Annotated in this window: 19 protein-coding genes and 1 tRNA gene; 10 read left to right on the forward strand and 10 right to left on the reverse strand. The window is 62.5% G+C overall.

Annotated elements, in window-relative coordinates; all coding sequences use genetic code 11:
* Window positions 1-10: 10 nt before the first annotated feature.
* A complete protein-coding gene (locus ACSSVY_RS10520; protein ID WP_009818711.1) occupies window positions 11-160 on the reverse strand; it encodes a hypothetical protein in 150 nt (49 codons plus the stop codon).
* A 90-nt stretch (window positions 161-250) separates the two neighbouring features.
* On the opposite strand from ACSSVY_RS10520, the gene ACSSVY_RS10525 reads away from it, so the two are divergent.
* Complete coding sequence (locus ACSSVY_RS10525) at window positions 251-832, forward strand: shikimate kinase (RefSeq protein WP_454269512.1); 582 nt, start codon at window positions 251-253, stop codon at window positions 830-832.
* Window positions 829-1,947, forward strand: coding sequence for a 3-dehydroquinate synthase (aroB, locus tag ACSSVY_RS10530; RefSeq protein WP_454269513.1), 1,119 nt, complete (start codon window positions 829-831; stop codon window positions 1,945-1,947). Before ACSSVY_RS10525 ends, aroB begins: the two co-directional genes overlap by 4 nt.
* Window positions 1,948-2,008: 61 nt before the next feature.
* Here the strand turns inward: aroB and tyrS are convergent, their stop codons facing one another.
* Window positions 2,009-3,262 (reverse strand): tyrosine--tRNA ligase, encoded by a 1,254-nt coding sequence (gene tyrS / locus ACSSVY_RS10535; protein ID WP_454269514.1) that lies wholly within the window; start codon window positions 3,260-3,262, stop codon window positions 2,009-2,011.
* 63 nt (window positions 3,263-3,325) lie between these two features.
* On the opposite strand from tyrS, the gene ACSSVY_RS10540 reads away from it, so the two are divergent.
* The 3 genes from ACSSVY_RS10540 to ACSSVY_RS10550 are packed head-to-tail and all read left to right on the forward strand — an operon-like array spanning window position 3,326 to window position 6,329.
* The gene (locus tag ACSSVY_RS10540) at window positions 3,326-4,438 is read left to right on the forward strand and encodes an anhydro-N-acetylmuramic acid kinase (RefSeq protein ID WP_454269515.1); all 1,113 of its coding nucleotides are present in this window, start codon (window positions 3,326-3,328) and stop codon (window positions 4,436-4,438) included.
* Window positions 4,438-5,169, forward strand: a complete 732-nt coding sequence (locus ACSSVY_RS10545; protein ID WP_454269516.1) for a maleate cis-trans isomerase family protein — start codon at window positions 4,438-4,440, stop codon at window positions 5,167-5,169. Before ACSSVY_RS10540 ends, ACSSVY_RS10545 begins: the two co-directional genes overlap by 1 nt.
* A 17-nt stretch (window positions 5,170-5,186) precedes the next feature.
* Entirely contained in the window at window positions 5,187-6,329 is a 1,143-nt protein-coding gene (locus tag ACSSVY_RS10550) for a trans-sulfuration enzyme family protein (protein WP_454269517.1), read from the forward strand.
* 42 nt (window positions 6,330-6,371) lie between these two features.
* On the opposite strand, the gene ACSSVY_RS10555 is transcribed toward ACSSVY_RS10550, so the two are convergent.
* On the reverse strand, window positions 6,372-6,710 hold the full coding sequence (locus tag ACSSVY_RS10555; RefSeq protein WP_040650642.1) for a TfoX/Sxy family DNA transformation protein: 339 nt from the start codon (window positions 6,708-6,710) through the stop codon (window positions 6,372-6,374).
* A gap of 19 nt (window positions 6,711-6,729) precedes the next feature.
* A tRNA-Ile gene (locus ACSSVY_RS10560) sits at window positions 6,730-6,806 on the reverse strand.
* A 109-nt stretch (window positions 6,807-6,915) separates the two neighbouring features.
* On the opposite strand from ACSSVY_RS10560, the gene purM reads away from it, so the two are divergent.
* The 3 genes from purM (at window position 6,916) to rnd (ending at window position 9,820) form a co-directional block, all read left to right on the forward strand.
* A complete protein-coding gene (purM, locus tag ACSSVY_RS10565; RefSeq protein WP_454269518.1) occupies window positions 6,916-7,962 on the forward strand; it encodes a phosphoribosylformylglycinamidine cyclo-ligase in 1,047 nt (348 codons plus the stop codon).
* On the forward strand, window positions 7,959-8,552 hold the full coding sequence (gene purN / locus ACSSVY_RS10570; RefSeq protein ID WP_454269519.1) for a phosphoribosylglycinamide formyltransferase: 594 nt from the start codon (window positions 7,959-7,961) through the stop codon (window positions 8,550-8,552). The genes purM and purN overlap by 4 nt, the downstream gene beginning before the upstream one ends.
* 107 nt (window positions 8,553-8,659) lie before the next feature.
* Window positions 8,660-9,820, forward strand: a complete 1,161-nt coding sequence (gene rnd / locus ACSSVY_RS10575) for a ribonuclease D (RefSeq protein ID WP_454269520.1) — start codon at window positions 8,660-8,662, stop codon at window positions 9,818-9,820.
* Between the two features lie 53 nt (window positions 9,821-9,873).
* Here rnd and ACSSVY_RS10580 read toward each other — a convergent pair whose 3' ends face one another.
* Window positions 9,874-10,392 carry a hypothetical protein gene (locus ACSSVY_RS10580; protein WP_454269521.1) on the reverse strand — a complete coding sequence of 173 codons (519 nt, stop codon included), beginning with the start codon at window positions 10,390-10,392 and terminating at the stop codon, window positions 9,874-9,876.
* A 126-nt stretch (window positions 10,393-10,518) separates the two neighbouring features.
* Between ACSSVY_RS10580 and ACSSVY_RS10585 the strand changes: the two genes are divergently transcribed.
* Window positions 10,519-10,929 (forward strand): SufE family protein, encoded by a 411-nt coding sequence (locus tag ACSSVY_RS10585; RefSeq protein WP_454269522.1) that lies wholly within the window; start codon window positions 10,519-10,521, stop codon window positions 10,927-10,929.
* A gap of 58 nt (window positions 10,930-10,987) precedes the next feature.
* Here ACSSVY_RS10585 and ACSSVY_RS10590 read toward each other — a convergent pair whose 3' ends face one another.
* The 3 genes from ACSSVY_RS10590 to ACSSVY_RS10600 form a co-directional block, all read right to left on the reverse strand.
* Window positions 10,988-11,629, reverse strand: a complete 642-nt coding sequence (locus ACSSVY_RS10590) for a DUF1638 domain-containing protein (protein ID WP_454269523.1) — start codon at window positions 11,627-11,629, stop codon at window positions 10,988-10,990.
* A gap of 62 nt (window positions 11,630-11,691) precedes the next feature.
* Window positions 11,692-12,396, reverse strand: a complete 705-nt coding sequence (locus ACSSVY_RS10595; RefSeq protein ID WP_454269524.1) for a corrinoid protein — start codon at window positions 12,394-12,396, stop codon at window positions 11,692-11,694.
* Window positions 12,397-12,636: 240 nt separating this feature from the next.
* Entirely contained in the window at window positions 12,637-13,623 is a 987-nt protein-coding gene (locus ACSSVY_RS10600; protein WP_454269525.1) for an SGNH/GDSL hydrolase family protein, read from the reverse strand.
* 135 nt (window positions 13,624-13,758) lie between these two features.
* On the opposite strand from ACSSVY_RS10600, the gene ACSSVY_RS10605 reads away from it, so the two are divergent.
* Window positions 13,759-14,844: a PA0069 family radical SAM protein gene (locus ACSSVY_RS10605; RefSeq protein ID WP_454269526.1), complete on the forward strand. Its 1,086-nt coding sequence runs from the start codon at window positions 13,759-13,761 to the stop codon at window positions 14,842-14,844.
* Here the strand turns inward: ACSSVY_RS10605 and ACSSVY_RS10610 are convergent.
* Both ACSSVY_RS10610 and bmt read right to left on the reverse strand, forming a co-directional pair.
* Window positions 14,826-15,071, reverse strand: coding sequence for a methionine synthase (locus ACSSVY_RS10610; protein WP_454269527.1), 246 nt, complete (start codon window positions 15,069-15,071; stop codon window positions 14,826-14,828). The two genes, ACSSVY_RS10605 and ACSSVY_RS10610, sit on opposite strands and share 19 nt — an antisense overlap.
* Window positions 15,072-15,087: 16 nt before the next feature.
* Window positions 15,088-16,098: a betaine--homocysteine S-methyltransferase gene (gene bmt, locus ACSSVY_RS10615; protein WP_454269528.1), complete on the reverse strand. Its 1,011-nt coding sequence runs from the start codon at window positions 16,096-16,098 to the stop codon at window positions 15,088-15,090.
* Window positions 16,099-16,112: the final 14 nt, after the last annotated feature.

The raw sequence follows: 16,112 nt of genomic DNA on the forward strand, positions 1-16,112 counted from the left end.
AAATAACGCACTAATCGGTCTCAAGTATGATGTCCTGACGAATCTCGGTTTGTGGTGGCGAGAAATCCGCACCAAAAAACGGGCCAAGATACGCATAGGCCATAAGGGCGATAAACCCTAGAATGGCCAAATAAAACAGCCATTTGATCAATCGCAACATATCATCCCCTGCCTGTTTTGCCCGTTCTTTTTCCCAAGTTATAACTGGCCTTTTGTGCAAGATCACGTCATTGAGTGAAAAACTTTGTGAATGGGCAAGGGAGCGCCGATCGTGTCGGCCAAGGGGCATTGGAAACTGGGCAAAACCGTTGTGTTGGTGGGCATGATGGGGGCAGGCAAGACAGCCGTGGGCAAGGCGCTGGCGGCGAAGATCGGCGTGCCGTTCCTCGACTCGGATGCCGAGATCGAGAAAGCCGCGAATATGACGATTGCCGAGATATTTCAAAGGGATGGCGAGGCTTTCTTTCGTGCGCGGGAGACTGAGGTGATTGACCGTCTGCTGGATGGTCAACGAGCCATATTGTCGACTGGCGGCGGGGCTTTTCTGGCCGAGCGCAACCGCGATCTGGTCGCGCGCAAGGGGGTTTCGGTCTGGCTCGATGCCGATTTGTCGCTCTTATGGTCGCGGGTAAAAGGCAAGAATACCAGACCTTTACTGCGCACAGCTCAACCTCTTGAGACGCTGACAGAAATCTACAACGCGCGGGTGCCGATCTATGCGCTTGCGGAAATTCGCGTCCGTGCGCGCAGCGAATACAGTGTCGAGGCGATGGCAGAGCAGGTGTTCAAGGCGTTGAGCGAACGCAAGGACGTATTGGAGTTGGTGGAATGACCGAGATCGTGCATGTGGGTCTGCCGGGGCGGGAGTATGACATTCATATCGGGCCGGGCCTGTTGGCAGAGGCCGGGGCACTGATTGCTCCGCTGTTGCGGCGTCCACGCGTGGCGATTGTGACCGACGCGACGGTGGGGCCTCTGCATTTAGCTTCGCTCTGCAATGGATTGGAAACGAAAGGAATTGTGTCTGTTTCGATGACGTTGCCTGCCGGTGAGGCCACCAAATCCTGGCCGCATTTTGAGCGGGTGGCGGAATGGTTGCTGGAGCAGAAAGTCGAGCGAAATGACGTTGTGGTCGCCTTTGGCGGTGGCGTGATCGGCGATCTGGTGGGGTTTGCGGCGGCGGTGTTGCGGCGGGGTGTGCGGTTTGTTCAGGTTCCGACGAGTCTGCTGGCGCAGGTGGACAGTTCGGTGGGCGGCAAGACAGGAATTAATGCGCCACAGGGCAAGAACCTGATCGGGGCGTTTCACCAGCCGAGCCTTGTTCTGGCCGATACAGAGGTGCTGGGCACACTGACGGAACGCGATTATCTGGCCGGATATGGCGAGGTCGCCAAATACGGGTTGCTGGGGGATAGTGATTTTTTTCAATGGCTTGAAATTAATGCTTCACGTGCCGCGAGCGGTGATATGGCGGCTAGAATTCATCTGGTCAAACGCTCGGTCGAGATGAAAGCCGAGATCGTGACGCGTGATGAAACCGAGCAGGGCGACAGGGCGTTGCTCAATTTGGGGCATACATTTTGTCATGCTTTGGAGTCGGCCACACAGTATGATGGGGCGCGGCTTTTGCATGGGGAAGGGGTGGCCATTGGTTGCGCCCTGGCGTTTGAGGTGTCGGCGCGTCTAGGGCTCTGCTCTCAGGAAGATCCAAGCCGGGTGCGGGCGCATTTCCGCGACATGAAGATGAAGGTGGATCTATCGGATATCGCAGGGGAATTGCCGGATGCCGATGGGCTGATTGCGCTCATGGGGCAGGACAAGAAGGTGGTCGATGGCAAGCTGCGCTTTATCCTCGCGCGCGGCATTGGCGAGGCGTTCATCACCTCGGATGTGCCGCCCGAGGCGGTGCGTGACGTGCTGAAAGAGGCGCTGCGCGGGCGGGGGTGAACCTTACTGACCTTACAAGACGTAAGCTGATTTTGTAAGGTCCGCGGTTCGGATTTGCCCCTCAGTCGATCAGCTTGACGAGGGCGTGGCGTTTCTTGCCCGCCGAAAGCTTGATCGGCGATTTGAGGGCGGCGGCGTCGATTATCAGGCCTGCGTCGGTTAACGGTTCGTCATCCAAACGCGCGCCGTTTTCAGTGATGAGGCGCTTGGCCTCTTTGCCGGATTTGGCGAGACCGGCACGCACGATGAGTTGCACGATGGAAATCCCCCCGGCCAGTTCATCCGCTGTCACCTCGACGGTGGGGAGGTCATCGCCCACGCCGCCATGTTCGAACACCTCGCGGGCCGTGGCCTCGGCCGCCGCTGCCGCCTCGGGTCCGTGCAGGAGGGTTGTGACCTCGTTGGCGAGAATGATCTTGGCGGCGTTGATCTCGGAACCTTCCAAAGCGCCAAGCCGCTCGCATTCCTCAATCGGCAATTCGGTGTAGAGTTTCAGGAAGCGCCCGGTGTCGGCATCGGTGGTGTTGCGCCAGAACTGCCAGAATTCGTAAGGCGACAGCATATCCGCCGAAAGCCAGACGGCACCGCCCGCCGATTTGCCCATCTTGCGCCCATCCGAGGTGGTCAGGAGCGGTGATGTCAGGCCAAACACCTCATGGTCGATCACGCGGCGGGTGAGGTCGATGCCGTTGATGATATTGCCCCATTGATCCGAGCCGCCCATTTGCAGGACGCAACCATGACGGCGATTTAGCTCCAGAAAATCATAGGCTTGCAGGATCATGTAGTTGAATTCGAGGAATGAGAGCGATTGCTCGCGGTCGAGCCGCGATTTCACCGATTCAAACGCCAGCATCCGGTTCACGGAGAAATGTCGCCCGATGTCGCGCAGGAACTCAAGGTAATTGAGCCCGTCGAGCCATTCGGCGTTGTTGAGCATCATCGCCTCTTGCGGGCCGTCGCCATAGGCGAGGTAGCGGGCAAAGACGCGGTTCATGCCGGCGATATTTTCGTCGATCTGCGCGGGCGAGAGCAGGGGCCGTTCATCCGAGCGGAACGAGGGATCGCCCACCTTGGTGGTGCCGCCGCCCATGAGGGTGATGGGACGATGCCCCGTTTTTTGCAGCCAACGCAGCATCATGATGTTGAGCAAGTGCCCGACATGCAAAGATTTCGCCGTGGCGTCGTAGCCGATATAGGCGGTGACGGTTCCGGCACTCAGGGCCTCGTCCAAACCCTGATAATCCGTGCAGTCGGCGAGATAGCCGCGCGACATCATCACGTTGAGAAAATCGGATTTGGGGCGATAGGTCATAATGCTTGTCCCGGCTTGGTTTGCGCGGCATGTATATGCAGTCGGTGGGCAAAGGAAAAGGCCATGTTGAAGGCGGAACGCCTCTGGGCGTTGGGGGCGATGTCGGGCACCTCATTGGATGGGGTGGATGCGGCCATGGTTGAGACCGATGGCGAGACAATATTCACTTTTGGACCAACGGCTTATCGTGGATATGGCGCCGAGGAGCAGGCGATCTTGTCTGCCGCCTTGGGGAAATGGCCGGGCGAGAATCTGGCTGAGGCACAAGCGCTGGTTGAGGGCGCGCATCTGGAGGTTTTGAGCCAATTCAAGGGCGCCGCGCTGGTGGGGTTTCACGGACAGACCTTGGCGCATGAGCCGCAGGGGCGCGGCACGCATCAACTGGGCGATGGCGCGCGGCTGGCTGAGGATTTGGGCCTGCCGGTGGTGTGGGATTTTCGCAGCGCGGATATCCGGCTGGGGGGCGAAGGTGCGCCGCTGGCACCGTTCTTTCATTTCGCCTGTGCCAAGTGGATCGGCGCGCAAGAGCCGCTGGCGTTTCTGAACCTTGGCGGGGTGGGGAATATCACTTGGATTGATCCGAGTTTTGCGCGGCCAGAGGAGGCGGGGGCCATTCTGGCGTTTGATACCGGGCCTGCCAATGCGCCCATCAACGATCTGATGCTGGCGCGGCGGGGCGAACCCTTTGACCGCGATGGGGCCTTGGCGCGTCAGGGGGAGGTGGCGCAAGGCGCGTTGGAGCTGTTCCTTGATGAGCCCTATTTCCTGCGGATGCCGCCGAAATCGCTCGACCGGGACACGTTCGCTGACATGATCGGGCTGGTGGGGGAACTGGGCGATGCCGATGCCGTGGCGACGTTGACCGGCATGGCGGCAGCGGCGGTGCTGCGGGGCATGGAGCATTGTCCGCGCCCGCCTGCGCGTTTGCTGGTGACGGGAGGTGGGCGGCATAATGGGGTGATGATGCAGATGCTGCGTGCCGCGCTGGATTGTCCGGTGGAGCCGGTCGAGGCGGTGGGGCTGGATGGCGATATGCTGGAGGCGCAGGCCTTTGCCTATCTGGCGGTGCGGGTGGCACGGGGTTTGCCCACATCCTGTGCCAGCACCACGGGGGTGCGCGCCGCTGTCTCGGGCGGGACGATCAGTCGGTTGGGCCGCCGACCGGAGGCGATGTGATGGACTATGATCTGGATCAGGGCGCGGGATCGGGGCTGCGGCTGGGGATGATCATGCTCAGCACAGATGAGACCGTGGAATATGAGGCGCGGATGGTGCTGGCGGGGCGCGATGTGAACCTGCTGCATGCGCGCATTCCGGCGAAGGCCGATGTGACGCCTGAGGATCTGGCCCTCATGGCACCCGAGATGACGCGCACGGCGGCGCTCTTGCCAAAGGAATTGAGTGCCATGGCCTATGCCTGCACCTCGGGGGCGACCATCATCGGGTCGGAGGAGGTGGCGCGGCTGATCCATCTGGCGCATCCGGGCGTGCCCGTGAGCAATCCGCTGAGCGCGGTGATCACGGCGCTGCACACGCTTGGGGTGGGCAGGATCGCGATGGTGACACCCTATGTGCCGCAGGTGAGCGAACCGATGGCGGCAGCGCTCGGCGTGGCGGGAATCGAGGTGATCCATGCGGTCAGTTTCGGACAGAAAGAGGATTGGACGGTGGGGCGTATCACCGAGGCGAGCACGCGGCGTGCGATGCTGGAGGCGGGGCGCGTGCCGGGGGTCGAAGCGGTGTTTGCCAGTTGCACCAATTTGCGCACATTTGGCGTGATCGACGCCGTTGAGGCGGAGTTGGGCCTGCCGGTCGTGACCTCCAATCAGGCGCTCTTTTGGGACATGCTGCGCCGGGCTGGCGCTGAGGCGCGCGGCTGGGGGCCGGGGCGGCTCTTTACGATATGAAGAAGGGGACAGGACAGATGAAGAATACCGAGTTGAAACCCGCAACGATTGCCGCTCAGGCGGCGGGGGCCACGGATACGGCCACGGGCGGCGTGGTGCCGGGGATCTCGCTCTCTACGACCTATGGGCGGGATGCCGATTACGTGTTGCTACGGCCGGACAACATTTATGGGCGCGGTCAGAATGACACGGTGCGGCAGGCCGAAGAGGTGATCCGGCAATTGGAAGGGGCGGCGGCGACGCTGCTCTTTCCAAGCGGCATGGCGGCGGTGGCGGCGGTGTTTCGGGCGCTGCCCAGTGGCGCGCGGGTGGTGATGCAGACCGGTATTTACTGGGGCACGCTCAAATGGGTGCGGGCCTATTGTGTGCGCCGTGCCATTCTGCTCGATGAGATCGACGCGGCGGACCCGGCGGCTCTGGCTGCGGCGTGTCGCTCTTCGGCCGATATGGTCTGGATCGAGACGCCGTCGAATCCGTGGCTCAAGACCGTTGATATCGCCACGGCGGCGGGGATGTCGCACAAGGCGGGAGCGATTTTGGTGGTCGATGGCACGGCGGCGACGCCGGTCTTGACGCGGGCGCTGGATCTGGGGGCCGATATTGTGATGCATTCCGGCACCAAGGCGCTCAACGGGCATTCGGACGTTCTGGCAGGTGTGCTGTCCTGCCGCGAACCGGGCAATGCGATGTGGCAGGAGATTGTGACCGACCGGCATGATGCAGGCGCGGTGATGGGGCCGTTCGAGGCGTGGCTCTTGATGCGGGGCATGCGCACGCTGCCGCTGCGGATGGAACGCATGTGCGAGAATGCGCAGGCCGTGGCCGCGTATCTCGAGGGGCATGCGGGCATTGAGGCGGTGTATTATCCGGGGCTTGTCAGCCATGCGGGCCATGCGATTGCCGCGCGGCAGATGTGCGGCGGCTATGGCTATCTCTTGTCTGCGGTGCTGCGAGGCGGGCGGGCGCGGGCGCTGGAGGTGGCGGGGCGGTTGCAGCTTTTCCACCGTGCCACGTCGCTGGGCGGGGTCGAGAGCCTTGTCGAGCATCGCCACACGATCGAGCCGCATACGGGCATCCCCGAGGGGCTGTTGCGGTTTTCGGTTGGGATCGAGGATGCGGGTGATCTGATTGCCGATCTGGCGCAGGCGTTGGAGGGCTAGGCGCCGGGTTCTGACCCACGCCTTTGCGGATTGAGACCAAATCTAGCGCCGCAGCCCTGTCCCGATCTCATTCAGAATCGCCTCAAGCGTCGCGTTTGGCCCGGTCATCTCGCCTGCGACGCGCGCCTTGATCGCGTCGAATCGGACGCGCAGGGCAGCTTTTTCTGCGCCCTGACAGTCATTCCAAGGCCGCCCCTGCAATCCCATCACCAAGGCATAATAGCCGATGAAATGCGGCTGCGTGCCAGCGCGCAACAGCGCCTCATAGGCCACATCTGCCCCCATGGCCCGCAAGCTCTCGGCGTCATGGATGCCGGCACGCGCAAAGCCTGCATCAGAGGCAGGACCGAGGTTGCGGATAGAGGAAACGGGCAGGGGCATCGGTGGCATTCCGTTAATCTGGTAGGCCCGGAGGGACTCGAACCCCCAACCAAAGCGTTATGAGCGCTCTGCTCTAACCAATTGAGCTACAGGCCCCACCTGCGGCAGTTGGTAAGCCGGGGCCGGGGCAGGGTCAAGGCTTTCAGATTGCACGAGGCCTGCCAATCAGCTAACGGGTGGCGCATTCAAGCGATGGGGACGGGCCATGACCGAGCGACAGAACGGGATCACCTATGCCGATGCGGGCGTAGACATCGACGCGGGCAACGCTTTGGTGGAGCGGATCAAGCCCGCAGCCAAGCGCACGCAACGCTCTGGCGTCATGTCGGGGCTTGGCGGTTTTGGCGGGCTCTTTGATCTCAAGGCGGCTGGCTTTACCGACCCGGTGCTGGTGGCGGCGACCGATGGTGTGGGCACCAAGCTGCGGATCGCGATTGATACCGGCCATGTCGATGGCGTCGGCGTCGATCTGGTGGCGATGTGCGTCAATGACCTGATCTGTCAGGGGGCGGAACCGCTGTTTTTCCTGGATTATTTTGCCACGGGCAAGTTGGAGTTGGATCAGGCGACGCGGATCATCGAAGGTATCGCGCGGGGCTGCGAAGGCTCTGGCTGCGCGCTGATCGGCGGTGAGACGGCGGAAATGCCGGGCATGTATCCGGCGGGCGATTTCGATCTGGCGGGGTTCGCCGTGGGCGCCATGGAGCGCGGCACGGAACTGCCTGCCAATGTGGCGGAGGGCGATGTGTTGCTGGGTCTCGCCTCGGATGGGGTGCATTCCAACGGCTATTCGCTGGTGCGGCGGATTGTCGAGATGTCGGGGCTGACATGGGACGACGCCTGTCCCTGGGCCGAGGGCAGTCTGGGGGAGGTTTTGCTCACGCCCACGCGGCTCTATGTGCGCCCGGTTTTGGCGGCGCTGCAGTCAGGGGGCATTCACGGTCTTGCGCATATCACCGGTGGCGGGTTGACCGAGAACCTGCCGCGTGTGCTGCCTGAGGGGCTGGGGGCCGAGATTGACCTTGGCGCATGGGCGTTGCCGGGGGTGTTCCGCTGGCTGGCCGAGACCGGCAACATGGCCGAAGCGGAACTGCTCAAGACCTTCAACTCCGGCATCGGCATGATCGCTGTCGTCGCGGCGGACGAGGCCGACGCGGTCATGGCTGCGTTGCAGGAGGCAGGCGAGACGGTCTGTCGGCTGGGGCAGGTGGTGCCGGGCACGGGCGTGGCATACCGGGGCCATCTTTTGTGAGCAAGCGGGTCGCGATTTTTCTCTCGGGGGGTGGCTCGAACATGCGGTCGCTGGTGGCGAGCATGACCGGCGACCATCCGGCGCGGCCTGCGCTGGTGCTGTCGAACCGCAGTGACGCGGGCGGGATTGCCTGGGCCGCAGGGCAGGGGATTGCGACCGAGGTGGTGGATCACCGCCCGCATGGCGCGGACCGCGCCGCCTTTGAAGCGGAAATCGAGGCGCGTCTTGCCCCGTATGGCATCGACATCATTTGCCTCGCGGGGTTCATGCGCGTTCTCACAGCCGGGTTCGTGACCCCCTGGCAGGGGCGGATGATCAATATTCATCCCTCTCTCTTGCCGAACTATCGCGGGCTGCACACCCATGCCCGCGCGCTGGACGCGGGCGACAGGCAAGCAGGCTGCACCGTGCATGAGGTGACGGCGGAACTGGACGAGGGGCCCGTGCTGGGACAGGCGCGCGTGCCGGTGCTGGCCGGGGATACGCCCGACACGCTGGCGGCGCGCGTTCTGGCGCAGGAACATATCCTCTACCCGGCGGTGCTGCGCCGGTTTGCCGCCGGAAACCGCACGCCGCTTTATCTGCCCTGAGACCGGTTCGGGGGCCACTGCCAGCATTTGCAATTCGACCAATCTGGTCTATAGCTGGAGCGGGGGACAAGACTGGGCATCAACGACAAGAGCAAAGATCACCCCTTATGAAAACCATTACCACGACTGAAGACCTGGCGGAATTTTGCGCCATGGCGCGCACGCATCCCTATGTCACCGTCGACACCGAGTTTCTGCGCGAGCGCACCTATTATTCCAAGCTGTGCCTCTTGCAATTGGCGGTGCCGGGCAAGGGCGACGACAGCGCCGTTCTGGTCGATCCGATCGAGGGTGAAGACATGTCGATGGAGCCGCTCTATGAGCTCTTTCGCGACACGTCGGTGGTCAAGGTGTTTCACGCCGCGCGGCAGGATCTTGAGATCTTCTATGTCGATGCCGGGGTGATTCCCGATCCGATGTTCGATACCCAAGTGGCGGCGATGGTCTGTGGCTTTGGCGAACAGGCGGGCTATGAGACGCTGGTCAAGCGGATCGCCAAGCAGACCGTCGACAAAAGCTCGCGGTTTACCGATTGGTCGCGCCGCCCACTGACCGATGCGCAGAAAACCTATGCCTTGGCCGATGTGACGCATCTGCGCGTGGTTTATGAATTTCTGGCCAAAAAACTGGCAAGCTCCGGGCGTGACAAATGGGTGGCCGAGGAGCTCAGCGTTCTGACCGATCCCGCCACCTATCGCACCGATCCCGCCGAGGCCTGGCTGCGGATCAAGACGCGCAACACCTCGCCCAAGTTTCTCGCCATTCTGCGCGAACTGGCACGGTTCCGCGAGGACTATGCCCAGTCGCGCGATGTGCCGCGCAGCCGGGTCTACAAGGATGATGCGCTGGTGGAACTGGCCTCGACCAAGCCAGTGACACATCAGGATCTGGGACGGTCAAGGCTGTTGCTGCGTGAGGCCCGCAAGGGCGAGATTGCCGATGGTATTCTGGCGGCGGTCAAGGCAGGGCTTGAGTGTCCCGTCGATCAGATGCCGCGTCCCGAGGTGCTGGACGACCGCGCACAGGTCAACCCGGCGCTGGCCGATCTCTTGCGCGTGCTGCTCAAGGCCAAGAGCGAGAGCTATGGCGTGGCCGCCAAGCTGATTGCGAGTGCCGCCGACCTCGATGCCATTGCGGCGGGGGCGCGCGAGTTGCCTGCCTTGCGCGGCTGGCGGCTCGATGTGTTCGGGGCTGATGCGCTCCGGCTCTGCAAGGGCGAGGTGGCTCTGGCGGTCAAGGGGAATGGCGTAGAGACGGTGGATCTCTGAGCATTTCTCAGCCGGTCAGGCGGGCGGTGCTGAGATGCACAGCCTCTCTGCGTTCAGCGTCGGCTGACCTGTTCGTTGCGTGCGCCGATGACCCGGATCACATCCGAGCGCTCCAGCGTTTGGTTCGACAGAAAGACGGCTGCCGTCACGGTGCGGGCGCGCTCTGAGCCCTGCGGCTGATCCTCGAGTTGCAAGGCCATCAGTTTGAACTCCAACACGCCATTCACCGGCTCATTCTCGGTCTCGGAAACCAGACGCACGTCAAACGCACCTTGACGCAGGCTGACCCCCTCGACGCGAAGGATGCCGCCGTCGCTGGTGCGCTCGATCACCAAGCGGGTGACTTGATCCACGGGGGTGCCCTCGTAGACCCTTGTCCGGTTGCGGCGGAAAATCGTGTCCTCGCGCTCAGGGATCAGCGGATTGGTCGTGGCGGGCACGGCTTCGGTGGGACGGGGGCGCGACTGGCTGCGCCCGAACCAATTGCGCGGGTTGGCGCGCGACTGGCGATAGCCGCCACAGCCCGCCAGAGCCGACATTGCTACCAATGAAAGAAAGACCCGACGTTGCATGCCATCTGCCCCTGTACCCTTTTCCTTTCGACTATCCTATCCGGTCCAGCTTGAAAAGGTGCAAGCGGGGTCTGGACCTTTTTCCGGCCCGGCCCTAGGTCTGAGGCAGAGATCAGGGAGAGTGTCATGGCCACCGCCGCCTTTGAAGAGATTGTCGAAGATTTCGAGTTTCTCGAGGATTGGGAAGACCGCTATCGCTATGTGATCGACCGGGGCCGGGCGATGGAGGCGCTCGACGATGCGCTCAAGGTGCCGGTGACCAAGGTCGATGGCTGCGCCAGTCAGGTCTGGTTGCATCCCAAGATCGAGGCCGGTCAGTTCAGCTTTGACGGGGATAGCGATGCCATGATCGTGCGCGGCCTCATTGCGGTGTTGCGGGCGCTCTACAACGGGTTGCCGGTGGTCGAGGTGGGGCGCGTCGATGCCCCGGCCGAACTGGCGCGGCTTGGGCTGGATGAACACCTCTCGGCGCAGCGCTCGAACGGGGTGCGGGCGATGATCGAGCGGATCAGGCTGGTTGCGGCAGAGGCGGCATAAGAGTGTGGGGGCGATGCCCCCAATGCCCCGAAGTATTTAAAGCAAGATGATTTTCGAATCAGTTTATTGCAGCCTGTTTCTCAAGTGATGCTTTAAGATCGCCATAGCCAGTGAAACGGTATTCATAGGCGAGACCCAACCGCGCAGCGCAGTCTTTTGCCTTGGCGCGCAGGGCGGGATCGTCGGTCTGCGCCTGATAGACCAGCTTGGTGTAATTGCCAAAGATCATGTCACGCAATTGCGGGTGCCGGTCGAGGCCCATCGGTTTCCAGACGAAGGCATCGAACTGTCGCACGAGGAAATCGGTGAGGTAAAAGGCGCTGATCTCATCCTCATGGGCGGCGAAGCGGTCCAGACCTTCGTAGAACGCATAGCAATGCGGGCCTGCCACCATCTCGACTCCGAGGTCGGCGCATTTCGCCTGCAACAGCCCGCCGGTGCCGCAATCGGCATAGACCACGAAGATGCGGTCATAGTCATCACGATGCGCCACCACGGCCTGCTCCACCTCTTCGGTGATCTTTTCAGGGTAGAGATGCAGCTTGGCCGGCAGACATTGCAGGTCCATATGATCCCAGCCATTGGCGCGTTTGAGCGCGAGGATCTCATGCGCCAGCGCCCCGCACGCGATGAGCAGGATGCGGCCACGCCCCTCGGCCTCGAGCCCTTGGCTGGTCAGATGATCGTCGCTCACATCCATTTTGTCCCCTCAAATGCAAACGGCCCGCGCGGGGGCGGGCCGATTGTCATCATTTCAGACGCTCAGCCCGCAGCCAGCCGGTTGTGCTTGCGTGCCATGAAATCCTTGGCGGTTTCCACGGCAACGGCGGCATCGCGGCAATAGGCATCGGCACCAATGGCCTTGCCGAATTCCTCGTTGAGCGGCGCGCCGCCCACCAGCACGATATAGTCATCGCGCTTGCCTTGCTCGACCAGCGTGTCGATCACGACCTTCATATAGGGCATGGTCGTGGTCAGCAGGGCGGACATACCAAGGATGTCGGGCTGTTCGGTTTCGAGCGCGTCGAGGTATTTCTCGACCGCGTTGTTGATCCCGAGATCGACAACCTCAAAGCCAGCACCCTCCATCATCATGCCGACGAGGTTCTTGCCGATGTCGTGGATGTCACCCTTGACGGTGCCGATCACCATCTTGCCGACGCGCGGTGCGCCGGTCTCGGCCAGAAGCGGCTTGAGTATGAACATGCCACCCTTCATCGCGTTGGCGGCCAAGAGAACCTCGGGAACAAAGAGGATACCGTCCCGGAAATCCTTGCCGACGATGGTCATGCCACCGACCAGCGCCTCTGTCAGGATGCGGTAGGGGGCCCAGCCGCGCTCGAGCAAGATGTTGACGCTCTCTTCGATCTCTTCTTTCAGACCGTCGTAGAGGTCGTCGAACATCTGTTGGACAAGCTCTTCGTCGTCCAGCTCGGAGAGGATGATCTCGTCTTCTTGGTCAGACATTGCGGGAATCCTTGGTTTCTCTGCGCGCGCGCATCGTGGGTTGACTGGGCGCAGCTTTCGTCAATTTGCGCCTCGGCCACTTTCCGAATTGCGACGCTGCCCGCGCCGCAACCGACCTATAGCCGGAAAACGCGCGGGATGTGACTGAATTGTCGGCATGAAGATATTCGAATTTCCGCAACATGGGGACTGTGCGGACAGAATATGCGCCCCGACAGGGTGTCCTTCGGGGCGCGATAGTCAGGCGCGGCGGCGTATGAGGGCTATGCCCCCGAGCGCCGTCAGCAACAGCAACCCGCCTGCCGGAAGCGGCACAACAGCGGCGCGAACTTCGCTAGCGATCAGCGCATGGGCCCGGTCTGTGGGATGGATGCTGTCGTGAAAGACAAACCCCTGATCCGTGGAGCAGTCGCTTGCAGGGATAAGCGTCAGGATGCACGCGTCTGTCGTATTGGTGAACCCAAGAGAATTCGCATTCGCAAGGATGTCCTCGAACAGCGCGAACGTGTCCAGAAACTGCACGTTGCCGAGCGGTGTCAGGGTGTTGAGGCCGGATCTAAGCGCGGCATTGAAACCCTGAGTGGCAGCCGTCGCTCCGGCGATTGCGGTCCCGGCTGGGGCCGTCCCGATGCTGGCCAGAAAGGCATCCAGGGAGGTCACTTCGGGGATGCGCCCAAGGTTCGGCAGGCCAAAGACGAGAACGTCAGTCAGGCCCCCCGACAATAGTTCCGCCACCCCGGTGACAATCTCGGTGACCGCCCCCGAGATGACCGCGCCGAGATTGGCCGGATCGGCCAGACCTGCGCGCAGATCATTGCCGCCGAACCAGACCGCCGCCAGCGGGTTGGCTCCAAGGCCAAGAGCAGGCTTTGCCGCGTTGAAAAGACCGCGCTGCGCCGCAAAATCGGGAATGGTGTCGGTGTTGTCATCCGTGTCCCCGCCCACGGGTTCCGGGTTTGCCACGGCCCGTGCTCCGCCAAAGGCAAAATTGGTGCCCGAGGCGAAATTCGCGCCCAGCTTGCTCGCCCAGGTGTCGCCATTGGTGAATTGGCCATTGGGATAGAGCGTGGCATCGGGCACAGTTCCGCCGGTGATGGCAAATATGTTGCCCGGATCGCTCAGACTGTCGCCAAAGACAACCAGATCGGAGAACGGCCCAATGGGCGCAGCGGTGCCGAGCGTCGGCAGCAGTGCTGTCACCCCGGCCAAAAGAATATTGCGGATCATAATCCCTCCCAGACATTAAATTTCAGCAGGGCAAGGTGAACACGGTCGTCAGATACAGCGCAAATCAATTTCCCGTTTGAGCATGAGGCCGCTGCGTCACTTGCGCATGTTCTTCATATGTTCCATATTCACGCCATGACTCGTGACCCTAGCCTGCCACATGATCTGCGCCCTCGGGCGCGCGGTGCTGTCAGCAATGCGGCAGGCCGGTTCGAGGCGCATGCCGTGAGTTACGAGGCGGATGGCTGGGACCGCGACGAAGAGGTGCGGCCGCTGCGCACCCTTGTGACCGAAGAACGTCCGCGCCGGATCATCAGCTACAACCGCTCGCCCGATCTGCCGTTTGATCGCTCGATCAATCCCTATCGCGGCTGCGAACATGGGTGCGTCTATTGTTTTGCACGCCCCAGCCATGCCTATCTGGGGTTATCCCCCGGTCTCGATTTCGAGACGCGGTTGATCGCCCGCCCCGAGGCCCCGGCGCGGCTGGACGCGGAATTGCGGGCGCGCAGCTATAGCGTGGCGACGATGGCGATTGGCACCAATACCGATCCCTATCAACCGATTGAAAAACAGTTCAAGATCACACGCGCCTGTCTGGAGGTGCTCAGCCGCTTCAATCATCCGGTTGCCGTCGTGACCAAGGGCACGCTCATTGAGCGGGATCTGGATATTCTGGGCGATATGGCGGCGCGCGGGCTTGCTCGGGTGGGGATTTCTGTGACAACGCTGGATGAGGGGCTGGCGCGCAGGCTGGAGCCGCGGGCACCGTCACCTGCGCGTCGTCTGGCGACGATCCGACGCTTGGCACAGGCGGGGATTCCGGTGCGCGTCATGGTCTCGCCGGTCATACCGGGTCTGACGGATACAGAGATCGAGGCGATTCTGACCGCCGCGCAAGAGGCCGGGGCAGGGGCCGCGAGTTGGATCATGCTGCGCCTGCCGCGCGAGGTGTCGCCGCTCTTTCAGGAGTGGCTGGCAGCGCATTATCCCGACCGCGCGGGCCGGGTGATGAACCGGCTGCGGGAAATGCATGGTGGGCAAGAGTATAGCGCCGACTGGCACAGGCGGATGCGCGGCGAGGGGGTTTATGCCCGGATGATCGCCCGCCGCTTTGATCTGGCGGCGCGGCGTTTGGGGCTGGATGCGGCGCAGGGGGCGTTACGCTCTGATCTCTTCGAGGTGCCCTTGGCGCGAGGGGATCAGTTGTCGCTGTTTTGAGCGCGCCGACCGCTCAGATAGGCCAGCCCAATCAGTGCCGCGACCACGGCACCGGGCATGAGGACAAGGATCATCAGATCTTCACCGCGTAAGCTCCAGGGCATCGGGATCGAACAGGTCCCGCTGAGCGAGCCGAAGGCGCAAGCGAGGCCGGATATCCAGACATACCCAATGCCCCATGCCAGCAGGGCCAGCACCGCCGCGCCCCGCAAGATCAAGCGCAGCATCGGGCCGCCCGTCCGTTTACGCCCGTCTGCGACGCGGGCGGCGCGGGGCGGCGGTATCGTCGCCGGTCCCATCACCACCGGACGAGAAGGCACCAAGCGCCTCGGTAATCTGGTCAAGCGTCGGGCGCGGGCCGCGCGGGCGGCTCTCCAGCGCGGCGCGCATCTTGGACAGGTGTTCTGGCATGGTGCCACAGCAGCCGCCGATGATGGTGGCGCCTGCGTCACGGGCCAGCACGGCGTATTCGGCCATGAGGTCTGGCGTGCCGTCATAGTGAATATGGCCGTCATGGTATTTCGGAATTCCGGCGTTGCCCTTTGCAACGATGGGCCGATCAGTTCCCTGGGCCACAAACCCGAGAATGGTGCGCAAAAGATCGGAGGCGCCCACGCCGCAATTGGCGCCAAATGCCAGCGGCGGATTGCCCAGCTTTTCGACCATGGTGGCCATGTCGGACGAGGTGACACCCATCATGGTGCGCCCGGCAGTGTCAAAGCTCATGGTGCCGCACCACGGCATATCGGCCAGTTTGAACGCCTCGGCGGCGGCCTTGTATTCTTCGGGCGCGGAAATGGTTTCGAGCCAGAGCACATCGGCCCCGCCTTCCTTGAGGCCCTCGGCCTGTTCGTGGAAAATCTCGACCGCCAGTTCATGCGTGAGCGCGCCCATCGGCGCCATGATCTCGCCCGTCGGCCCAACAGAGCCCGCGACGATCACGGGGCGGTCATAGCGGTCGGCCACGTCGCGGCCAATCTCGGCGGAGATGCGCGACAGTTCCCGCGCACGCCCCTGTGCGCCGTGCAGTTTCAGGCGCGCGGCATTGCCGCCAAAAGAATTGGTGAGGAAAAGATCGCTGCCCGCATCCACCGCCTCTGTGTAGAGCCGCTTGATCCGGTCGGGATGCTGATCGTTCCACATTTCGGGCGCATCGCCCGATTGCAGACCCATGTTGAAGAGATTGGTGCCCGTGGCCCCGTCGGCGAGAATCCAGTCGCGCGAGGCAAGCATCTTGGTGAGGGCGTTTGACATGTCAGGGTCCTGTG

Source organism: Roseovarius sp. MBR-51, from assembly GCF_053628575.1.